Annotated in this window: 7 protein-coding genes and 2 pseudogenes; 5 read left to right on the top strand and 4 right to left on the bottom strand. The window is 61.7% G+C overall.

Going from position 1 to position 9552, the window contains the following annotated elements; translation table 11 throughout:
- Positions 1 to 68 precede the first annotated feature (68 nt).
- The 3 genes and pseudogenes from EN925_RS10770 to EN925_RS10780 all read left to right on the top strand — a co-directional run.
- Positions 69 to 593 carry a DUF4142 domain-containing protein gene (locus EN925_RS10770; protein WP_064994314.1) on the top strand — a complete coding sequence of 175 codons (525 nt, stop codon included), beginning with the start codon at positions 69 to 71 and terminating at the stop codon, positions 591 to 593.
- Positions 590 to 916 (top strand): cupredoxin family copper-binding protein, encoded by a 327-nt coding sequence (locus EN925_RS10775; protein ID WP_206519124.1) that lies wholly within the window; start codon positions 590 to 592, stop codon positions 914 to 916. The genes EN925_RS10770 and EN925_RS10775 overlap by 4 nt, the downstream gene beginning before the upstream one ends.
- A gap of 586 nt (positions 917 to 1502) precedes the next feature.
- Positions 1503 to 1750: pseudogene (locus tag EN925_RS10780) on the top strand (hypothetical protein); the annotation flags it as partial.
- A gap of 405 nt (positions 1751 to 2155) precedes the next feature.
- Here EN925_RS10780 and EN925_RS41465 read toward each other — a convergent pair.
- The gene (locus EN925_RS41465) at positions 2156 to 2281 is read right to left on the bottom strand and encodes a hypothetical protein (RefSeq protein ID WP_263499051.1); all 126 of its coding nucleotides are present in this window, start codon (positions 2279 to 2281) and stop codon (positions 2156 to 2158) included.
- 540 nt (positions 2282 to 2821) lie between these two features.
- Here EN925_RS41465 and EN925_RS41615 point away from each other — a divergent pair.
- Both EN925_RS41615 and EN925_RS10795 read left to right on the top strand, forming a co-directional pair.
- Positions 2822 to 3124 (top strand): DUF1127 domain-containing protein, encoded by a 303-nt coding sequence (locus EN925_RS41615; protein WP_084015936.1) that lies wholly within the window; start codon positions 2822 to 2824, stop codon positions 3122 to 3124.
- Between the two features lie 1504 nt (positions 3125 to 4628).
- Positions 4629 to 5198, top strand: coding sequence for a DUF488 domain-containing protein (locus tag EN925_RS10795; protein ID WP_127367953.1), 570 nt, complete (start codon positions 4629 to 4631; stop codon positions 5196 to 5198).
- Positions 5199 to 5228: 30 nt separating this feature from the next.
- On the opposite strand, the gene pgm is transcribed toward EN925_RS10795, so the two are convergent.
- The 3 genes and pseudogenes from pgm to pgi all read right to left on the bottom strand — a co-directional run.
- Positions 5229 to 6887 carry a phosphoglucomutase (alpha-D-glucose-1,6-bisphosphate-dependent) gene (gene pgm, locus EN925_RS10800; RefSeq protein WP_206519125.1) on the bottom strand — a complete coding sequence of 553 codons (1659 nt, stop codon included), beginning with the start codon at positions 6885 to 6887 and terminating at the stop codon, positions 5229 to 5231.
- Between the two features lie 13 nt (positions 6888 to 6900).
- Positions 6901 to 9006 (bottom strand): transketolase, encoded by a 2106-nt coding sequence (gene tkt / locus EN925_RS10805; protein WP_127367950.1) that lies wholly within the window; start codon positions 9004 to 9006, stop codon positions 6901 to 6903.
- A 38-nt stretch (positions 9007 to 9044) separates the two neighbouring features.
- Positions 9045 to 9552, bottom strand: a pseudogene (gene pgi, locus EN925_RS10810) (glucose-6-phosphate isomerase); the annotation flags it as partial.

Genomic DNA, 9552 nt, shown 5'->3' on the forward strand with positions numbered 1-9552 from the left:
GCATCCAATGATGCGTCAACCGGAAACGAAGCCCGAGGCGATCCCCGCATCCGGGCGAAGGAGATGTCATGCTTATTCGTCACACCGCCGCTCTGGCCGCCTTGCTGCTGCTTGGCACTGCCCCGCTTGCGCAAGCCGCCGACAAACCAACCGACCCGCAGATCGCCCACATCGCCTATACAGCCGGCGTGATCGATGTCGAGGCGGCCAAGCAAGCGCTCAAGAAGTCGAAGAACAAGGAGGTGCTCGCCTTTGCCAAGGACATGGTCCGCGACCATGAGGCGGTGAATGTCCAAGCGCTCGACCTGGTCAAGAAACTCAAGGTGACGCCGGAAGACAACGCCACCAGCAAGGCGCTGACCAAAGCCGCCGCGGAGGAGCGGGCCAAGCTCGCCAAGCTCAAGGGAGCGGCCTTCGACAAGGCCTATGTAGACAACGAGGTAGCCTATCACAAGCAGGTCGACGACGCTCTCCAAACGCTCCTGATTCCCTCTGCGAGCAACGCCGAGCTCAAGGATCTGCTGGAGACCGGCCTGAAGATATTCCAAGGCCATGAACAACATGCCGAACATGTCGCCGGCATGCTGAAATGAGAACAGCGCTGATGATGCCGAAACGGCAACTGTGGATTGCACTGGCGCTAACAATCGTCGCCGCGCCGGTGAAGGCCGAAACCATCCAGGTCACCATCGACAAGCTGGTGTTCTCGCCAGTGACCGTCGAGGCGAAGGTTGGCGACACGATCGAGTGGGTAAACAAGGACGTGTTTGCCCACACAGCCACCGTGAAGGGTGGCTGGGATGTGATGATCCCGCCGAAGAAGTCCGGAAGCCTGAGATTGAAGGCCGCGGGAGCGGTCAACTATTTCTGCCGCTTCCACCCCAACATGAAGGGCCGCATCACGGTGGCGCCATAGCTGGAGCGTGGGATCGCGACAGGCGTCGCGATCCAACAATTCGGGGGGCGTCGTGCCCAAGGAGGTTACGCAGGCAAAGACCGCTTTGTCTTTGCGGGCGGCGACAGATTCGGCGCCACTCAGGTTGGCATTCTGCGCTCGCTCGCGCGCCGCGGCAATTGCAGCGTATATGGTTGTCGGTTCGAGAGTTGGCGCACTGAACGAGGCCTACTATGCTGGCGATCTCACGATGGAAGGAAACCCGGATCGAGACTATCTGGCGTGGATTGGGCCGGCGCGACGTCTTTCCGTTGACATGGAAAGTGAACCGGATGAAGCGGTCTCGCGTATGGGAGGGTAACGTTCAAGGCCATGCCGACCCCTTCTGATACGCCAGCATCAACGAAGCAAGCACGAAAGAAGCGACAGTCCAATCGAAGGACTGGCGATATCTGGCTGTAGCGGAAGGACAGTGTCGATCGGTCCCGCCTGATCACGCCGAAGCACACTGGCACCGACGGCATGGTCTCTGACTAGCGCTCAGAGCCGTAAATGGGTCGCCTTTATCAAGAACCGCTTCGAGGCGCTGCTGAGGGAGACGGCCGCTATCCTTTGCGGCCATCATGGACTAGCAGCTCATGCTCGTTTCGCCATCGGCTGCTACGTCTACCGAGTGGTCCGGGCCCGCGCACGCAGGACCGGGTGCTCTGCCTCGGCGCGATGTAGGTCTGCGCGATGCTCCTTGCGCTCACTGCCGGCACCCGCACTGGAAGCGAGGTGTATTTCGAAGGGCGTCCTAGGATCCATGTCGAGCAAGCGCTCGCCAAGTTCCTCATGCGCGGGGAGGTGATCGAATGCTCCAAGCCGCCGACCTGCCGCCGTGGGCTGCCTGCCGACCCCCCTGCTTCTGATCGGAGTGGTGCTTACCCTTGCCGGAGCCATCGCAACACTGCGATTCGGCAGCTTTTGCTAGCGAATCCACGTACCTACACTTGGCCTCGGCTGGGGAACGGGCGCGACCGCGCTTGCTCAATCGTCTTCTCGTCGGCGCTCGGTTCCCGCGTCGGAGCCCGCGAACTGCTGGTCGCCGCCTTCGTCACGGTCACCTGATGCTCATTGCCCGGGCAGCACGTTTCCGTGCCAGGACCGCAGGGAAGACCGGCATCCCTTCGAGGTCAGAGGTGAGGCAGGCTTGCGGACATGCGTCGAACACGCTGCGGCGGCACCGGATAAGTGATGCCGCCGCAGTCATTACGAGCGTCAGCGGCGACGACCGGCCAAATTTGGGCCCGCAACGATCGCCGACACCGAAGTCGCCGCCTGACCCTTGACCTCCTTGTCCTGCTTCGGTTTGCGGGTTTCGCGGTTGCCCTTCCTCTTTGCCATTCCTTGTCTCCTTGCTGGCAAGCACTGTGCGGCCCCCGGTCGACGGCCGGCAGCGCGCTTCGTGCGAAAACGATGAAGCTGCAGGATCCCCTGGCCAGGCGGATACTCCCCGCGCGGCCAGGGTTACCGGCGCGTTTTGCGCCGCTTTCGGAACGTTAGGGAGCTTGGAGGAGGTGTGTTCATGACCTCATTATGGGAACGTCGGATGCAGAAGTCCAAGATGGCTGGCCGATACCGGCCGTTTCGCGTCCAAAGGCCGCACGCGGCGCGCTTCGATTGAATTTCCGTGTAGGAGCCCCATCTACGATGCATGGTAATCGCAGGTCGTCACAAGAAGTTTCTGGTCGTTTCGGCGTTCCTCCTGACGCGTTCCTAGCCCGAGCGGCAAGGGCGCGCCCGCCCGCCGTCTCGGGAACAAATCCCACCCAGTCCGACATCGTATCCGGTCGTTCAGCGGCCGGCTTGTCGGCATGTCCATGACCAAGCTCGCATGAGGTTCCGCCATGTGCGGCCGCGGGCTACTTCGGCGGAGAGACCAACATGTCCAAAATCGACCGCACTTATCCATCGGCATCAGAACGCGGGTCCGAACGCAAGTCCAGAACCACAGTGCGGCAGCTGTTCCTTCGTGCCATCCGCCAATGGCAGCGGAGCCGCGCGATCAACGAACTCTCGCGACTGGACAACAGGCAACTCGAGGACATTGGCATTTCGCGCAACCACATCCCGCGGGTGGTTGAGGGTCTTTTCAGTCCAGAAGGAGCCAAACCTCTCCCAATGGCGGACTACCTGGGCGAGAGCCCGGTAATCGTGGCGGAATCCTATATTCCCCGGAGGGCCTGACATGGACACGATCACAAAGACCATCATAGCCGTAGGTCTTCTCGGCCTGATGGTGACCGCGTTCGCGATGCTCTGAGGGGCATCGGTGGCGCATTCCCGCAGTTGAAGTCGGGATGAAGTAGGCAGGACAGCATGTGCATGGAGACGTTCATCAGGATTTCGAGGCTTGCCGGGAAGGTCGCGTCCTTTCCCGGAGCAAACTCTTTGACCCTGAATCCCGCACCTAACCTGCTCCGGAGCATTCCAGGCAAAGCGGTTTGGCGCCGAGCGCCGCATCGATGGAGCGTGTCATGAGAACAGTCCGAACGAGGCAGGTGTGCCTCTCCTGCAATAGCCTCTTGCCCCGCGCCGCAGTCCGCTGCCCCTGGTGCATCTCGTCGACCGTCACTCCTGCCGCGATTGCGGATCACTGCGCGTCGGGGACGAGGCCCGGCGGACGAGCAAGCCGGGCCCAGGTGCTGCAGTGAGACCGGCCAATGCGATGCCGGTCCCGCCGACCCTGATCGATCCCGCCCGAAACGCCGCCACTTCGGCGGAGCGGGGAACGTGGGCGCTTGGGGAGGTCGCCCGGACATCATCCTCTGTCCATCCCGCTACGAAGCGCGAGGCGCTCTGGCCTCTCGGGTCTGCTCGCCGAAAGGGGCGGGCAAGCCGGGAAGCCGTGTTGGCTGCCCTGCTGCGGCGGGAGCGCCGCGGGCCGACATACATCGGCGGCGGAATCGCGATGCCGCACGGACGAAATGACGAGTCCCTGCTGCCAGCGGCGGCAGTCCTCCGTCTCCGGCAACCTGTGCACTACGCTACGGCGGACGGCGACATGGCGGACATCCTCGTAGCCGTCCCGTGGCCGAAGGGGGTCTCGTCAGGATACGTGCCGACGCTCGCCCGCCCGTTCGTCGGCCAGCGGACAAGGCACGCAAGGAATGCCGCAGACTTCACTTCGCCCCCGCCGAAGTCGGAGCGGACCACGTCGGAGAAGGGAAACTACATCGGCGAGCGCATCATGTAGACCATCTCGGTGCCGGACAAGATGATCGCGGCTGATGCCTAGCCGCTGCAACCAAACCCTGGATCCATGCTGCGGTACTGTGGGCGTGGTGATGGGCTTCTTCGCCTTGTGCCGCCCTTGGGGCGAGCATGGTGGCAAGGGGCGCTCTATCTCCTAATCTCCGACGCCGTCTATAGCGCTCATCCGTGGTTGCGTTCGGCACGCCGGTCATCGGCGTCAGTCTGTGCACACGAACGATCGTGCCGCTGCCCCCCCCCTGGCTTCCGAATTCCAGCTCACGTAACGCTGACTCGAGCCATGTGGCTCGACCAAGGGTGACAGGGATTCTCGCGCGAGACGCCATTCTGCACCTGGATGGCGCAATCGAATGGCGATGATCCACCACTCAACCTTTGCACGCGAATTCGGTTCCAGCGATCGCTTCCCGATGCAGGGGTCTTTTTTGATCTGCGCGATAAACAGGCTACAATCCGCGTCGAGGTGGCCAAGGTCGCCGTGCGCCGTCAGATTGGAATCGAAACGAACAGCTTCTTCACCATAGGCCATTCCACGCGTACGATCGTCGAGTTCGCCGAACTGCTTAGGGAGTCTCGTGTCGATTTCGTTGTCGATGTGAGGTCGATGCCGCGCTCGCGCACCAATCCGCAGTTTAACGAAGACAGCCTTCCGGGAGCGTTGGCGCCGTGGCAGATCGGCTATAAGCATGTCGCTGCGCTTGGCGGCTTGCGGGGCAAGGCGCGGGGGGCGGAACCTTCCCCCAATAGCTATTGGCGCGTACGTGGTTTTCGCAACTACGCAGACTATGCGCTGACCGAGCCGTTCGCCAAAGGCTTGGCGCAACTGCGAGAGCTCGGCAGCCGGCATCGCTGCGCAATCATGTGCGCGGAAGCCGTCTGGTGGCGCTGCCACCGCCGCATCATTTCCGACTACCTGCTCGGAGAAGGCGAACGGGTCATGCATATCCTAGGGGCCGGTCATGTCGAGGAGGCCAGCCTGACCCCAGGCGCTGTCGTGCGCCATGATGGAACGATCGTTTACCCCGGGGAGCATCTCCTCGGGACGTAAGCATGGGTCATCACAAGCCGTGCAGCCGGTTCAGCTTCCTTTGGTTGCCCCGAGCGCATGGTCGACGGTCGTCTGCGCCTCGGCCAGGATGGCGCGCAGGTGGTCCTGTCCGCGAAAACTCTCAGCGTAGATCTTGTAGATATCCTCGGTACCTGACGGGCGCGCGGCGAACCAGCCGTTTTCCGTGGCCACCTTGACGCCGCCGATTTCGGCATTGTTGCCCGGTGCCCGGCTGAGCACCGACCGGATCGGTTCGCCAGCCAAGATCTTCGACGTGATCTCATGCGGCGAGAGCTTCGACAGTTTCTCTTTTTGTGCTGGGGTTGCCGTTGCCTGGAGCCGGTCGGCGACCGGTTCGCCCAATGCCTTCGTCAGGTCGCGATAGACCTCGCCGGGATCGCGACCCATCCTTGCCATGATCTCGGCCGACAGCAACGCCGGCACGATGCCATCCTTGTCGGTCGTCCAGACGGCGCCGTTGCGGCGCATGAACGTCGCACCAGCGCTTTCCTCGCCGCAAAAGCCCATCGAGCCGTCCTGAAGGCCCTCGGCGAACCATTTGAACCCGACCGGCACTTCATACAGTCTGCGCTTCAGCCTGGCGCTGACGCGATCAATCATCTGGCTGCTCACCACCGTTTTTCCCACAGCGGTGTCCTTGCGCCATTCAGGGCGATGCTGGAACAGGTAATCAATCGCCACCGACAAGTAATGATTGGCCGGCAGCAGCCCGGCACTGCGCGTGACGATGCCGTGCCGGTCGTGATCGGTGTCGCATGCGAAAGCGATGTCGAATTGATCCTTCAGGCTGATAAGGCCTTGCATGGCATAAGCTGAAGACGGGTCCATGCGGATCTGGCCATCCCAATCAACCGTCATGAAACGAAAAGTGGGATCGACGTGGGGATTGACGATGGTCAGGTCGAGTTTATAGCGGTCGGCTATGGCGGGCCAGTAGTGGACTCCCGCGCCGCCGAGCGGGTCGACGCCCATGCGAACATGCGCTCCCCGAATGGCGTCCATGTCGATGACATTGCCGAGATCGTTCACGTAAGCGTTCAGGAAATCGTGGGCATGGACTGTAGGCGCATGGAGGGCCTTCTCGAACGGCATCCGCCGCACGCCTTTCAGGCCGTTGCCAAGCAGCTCATTGGCCTGTTGTTCGATCCAGCCGGTGACATCGGTATCCGCCGGCCCGCCATTGGGCGGGTTGTACTTGAAACCTCCGTCGCCGGGTGGGTTGTGCGACGGCGTGATGACGATGCCATCGGCAAGCCCGGTCTTGCGGCCTTTGTTGTAGATGAGGATTGCGTGAGAGACGGCAGGGGTGGGCGTATACTCGCCACCGGCCGCCATCATCACCTCCGCCCCGTTCGCGGCCAGCACTTCCAGTGCGCTCGCAAACGCCGGTTCCGACAGCGCATGTGTATCGATGCCGATGAAGATCGGGCCGTCGATGCCCCGTAGCTTGCGGTACAGACAGATGGCCTGGCTGATTGCCAGAACATGTGCTTCGTTGAACGTTCTTTCGACTGCAGACCCGCGGTGCCCGGACGTCCCGAATGCCACGCGCTGCAACGGGTCGGCAAGGTCCGGCGCTTGGCTATAGTAGGCCGTGACAAGCCTGGGGACATTGACCAGCAGGTCGGGCGGGGGCGGCTTTCCGGCCAATGGACTGATGTTCATGATCGTGCTGATTGCCTCATTTGGTGAAAGCCGCACTGCCTGGAGCTTGAATGCCCGCAATTTGCGCCTTGGCAGCCGCAACGACGTGTGCGGGCTCGAATCCGAAGTGTTTTGCGACGACCTTTGATGGAGCGGACAGGCCGAAGCTATGCAGAGCCAGGATGGCGCCGTCGAAGCCGGTATACCGTTCCCATCCGAAACCGGATGCTTCCTCCACTGCCACGCGGGCGGTTATCGTTGGCGGCAGGACGGTGTCGCGATACTCCTTTGGTTGGCTTTCAAACAATTCCCATGACGGCATGCTGACGACGCGTGCCTTGATGCCCTCGGCCTTCAGCTGTTCATAGCCCGTCACGCACAGCGCGACTTCGCTGCCGGTCGCCAGCAGCAGGACGTCGGGTCGGGCGTCGGGAGCATCGGCCAGTACATAAGCGCCCCGTGCCACGCCGCCTGCGTTTGCGTAGGTCGAGCGATCGAGCGTCGGCACCGGCTGTCGCGTCAGTACGAGGCAGACGGGCCTGTCCTTGAGATGAATGATGACCTTCCATGCCTCCATGACCTCATTCGCATCCGCCGGGCGCAGCACGATCATGCCGGGCATGGCGCGGAACGAGGCAAGCTGCTCGATGGGCTGGTGGGTTGGCCCGTCCTCGCCGAGACTGATGGAATCGTGGGTCCAGATGGAGATGAGCGGGAGTTCCATCATCGAGCTCAGCCGCAGCGCCGCGCGGCAATAGTCGGTGAAGATCAGGAAGCTGGAGACGAACGGCCGCAGCTTCGACAGGCTCATGCCGTTGCCGATGGCGCACATGGCATGTTCGCGCAGGCCAAAGTGGAAATTCCGCCCGCGGTAGCTGACGGCCTGGTCACCCTCGGGCGCCTGAAAGTTGCCGGCGAAATCGAATTCGAGGTTCGTCTTGGTTGACGGCGACAGGTCTGCCGCGCCACCCAGCAGCCATGGCAAATGTTCCGCAATAGCGTTCAACACCTGGCCGGACGATTCACGTGTCGCGAGGCCTTTCGCGTCGGCTGAGAAGGCGGGCAACGTGGCGTCCCACCCGGGAGCAACTTCACGTCGCTGCATCTGATCGATCTGTTCGGCCAAGTCAGGATATTGTTTGCGATAGGCAGCAAACAATTTTCGCCAGGCGGCATGAGCGGCGTCCCCACGCTTGCCCATATGTGAGCGGAAATGCGCCACGACCCCGTCCGGAACTTTGAAATCGGCGTCCGGATCCCAGCCGTAGAATTCCTTCGTCAGCCGAACTTCTTCGGCGCCCAGGGGCTCGCCATGCGCTTTGCTGGTGTCATGCTTGTGCGGCGCGCCATAACCGATATGACTTTGAACGATGATCAGCGTGGGGCGGTCATGCGTATCGATGAACATCTGATACGCCTTGCCCAGCAACACCAGATCGTTTGCATCGCTTACCCGCTCGACATGCCATCCGTACGCAAGGAAGCGGGTTGCCACGTCTTCGGTGAAGGTAAGGCCAGTCGGCCCCTCGATGGTGATGTGATTGTCGTCATAAATCCAGCAGAGGTTCGACAATTTGAGGTGTCCAGCCAGCGATGCCGCCTCGTTGCTGAGCCCCTCCATCATGTCGCCGTCGCTGCACAGCGCATAGACAGTGTGCGAGAACAGATCATAATCGGGTCGATTGTAGGTGGCCGCCAGCCACCGTTCAGCAATTGCCATGCCGACGCTTGTGGCGGCACCTTGTCCGAGTGGCCCCGTGGTCGTTTCCACGCCCGAGGTCCAGGCAAATTCGGGATGTCCAGTGCAATGGCTGCCTGCCTGGCGGAACGACTTGAGATCGTCCAACGTCACGGCCAGCCGGTCGCTCGATGGATAGGCCGGCCCTTTTGCCTTGACGCCGCACACATGAAGCAGGCTGTAGAGCAGAGCGCAGGCGTGACCGGCCGACAGCACGAAACGGTCGCGGTTCGGCCAGTCGGGATCGGCTGCATCATAGCGCAGGAAGTGTTGCCACAGGCAGTAGGCGACTGGCGCGGCATCCAGCGGCGTTCCGGGATGGCCGGAATTTGCCTTCTGGACCGCGTCGATGGAAAGCATCCGCAGCGTGTTGATGCAAAGCTGGTCGAGTTGCGCCTGTACCATATTTTTTCCGATCGGAGTCTTGCGGTCCGGCTGTCGATTCAGTGCTTCTTGATCCGGCGATAGCGCTCGATCAAAGCATTGGTCGAGCTGTCATGTTGAAGATTTGGGGTCGCGGAAACTTCCAGTTCAGGGATTGTTTTCTCGGCCAGCGCCTTGCCCAGCTCAACGCCCCATTGGTCAAACGAGTCGATGCTCCAGATGACGCCTTGCGTGAAGACGCTGTGCTCGTAGAGCGCCACCAGGCTGCCTAGTATCTTTGGCGTCAGGCGCTCGGCAAGCAACGTATTGGTAGGGCGGTTGCCTTCGAAGGTGCGGTGCGGAACCAGCCAATCCGGCGTCCCTTCCGCTCGGACTTCCCCTTCCGTTATGCCGAAAGCCAGCGCCTCGGTCTGTGCGAAGAGATTTGCCATCAGGAGATCGTGGTGGCGTCCCAGCGGATTCAATGCCTGGCAAAACCCGATGAAGTCGCACGGAACGAGCTTGGTGCCTTGATGAATGAGTTGGTAGAAAGAGTGCTGCCCGTTGGTGCCAGGTTCGCCCCAATAG

This window comes from Mesorhizobium sp. M7A.F.Ca.US.006.04.2.1 (assembly GCF_004022915.1).
GTDB lineage: Bacteria > Pseudomonadota > Alphaproteobacteria > Rhizobiales > Rhizobiaceae > Mesorhizobium > Mesorhizobium ciceri.

What these genes read in the sequence shown, in the direction of transcription:
- EN925_RS41465 (WP_263499051.1), bottom strand. Translation starts at nt 2,281, where the DNA reads ATGGCAAAGAGGAAGGGCAACCGCGAAACCCGCAAACCGAAGCAGGAC.
- EN925_RS10775 (WP_206519124.1), top strand. Translation starts at nt 590, where the DNA reads ATGAGAACAGCGCTGATGATGCCGAAACGGCAACTGTGGATTGCACTG.
- tkt (WP_127367950.1), bottom strand. Translation starts at nt 9,006, where the DNA reads ATGGTACAGGCGCAACTCGACCAGCTTTGCATCAACACGCTGCGGATG.
- EN925_RS10770 (WP_064994314.1), top strand. Translation starts at nt 69, where the DNA reads ATGCTTATTCGTCACACCGCCGCTCTGGCCGCCTTGCTGCTGCTTGGC.
- EN925_RS41615 (WP_084015936.1), top strand. Translation starts at nt 2,822, where the DNA reads ATGTCCAAAATCGACCGCACTTATCCATCGGCATCAGAACGCGGGTCC.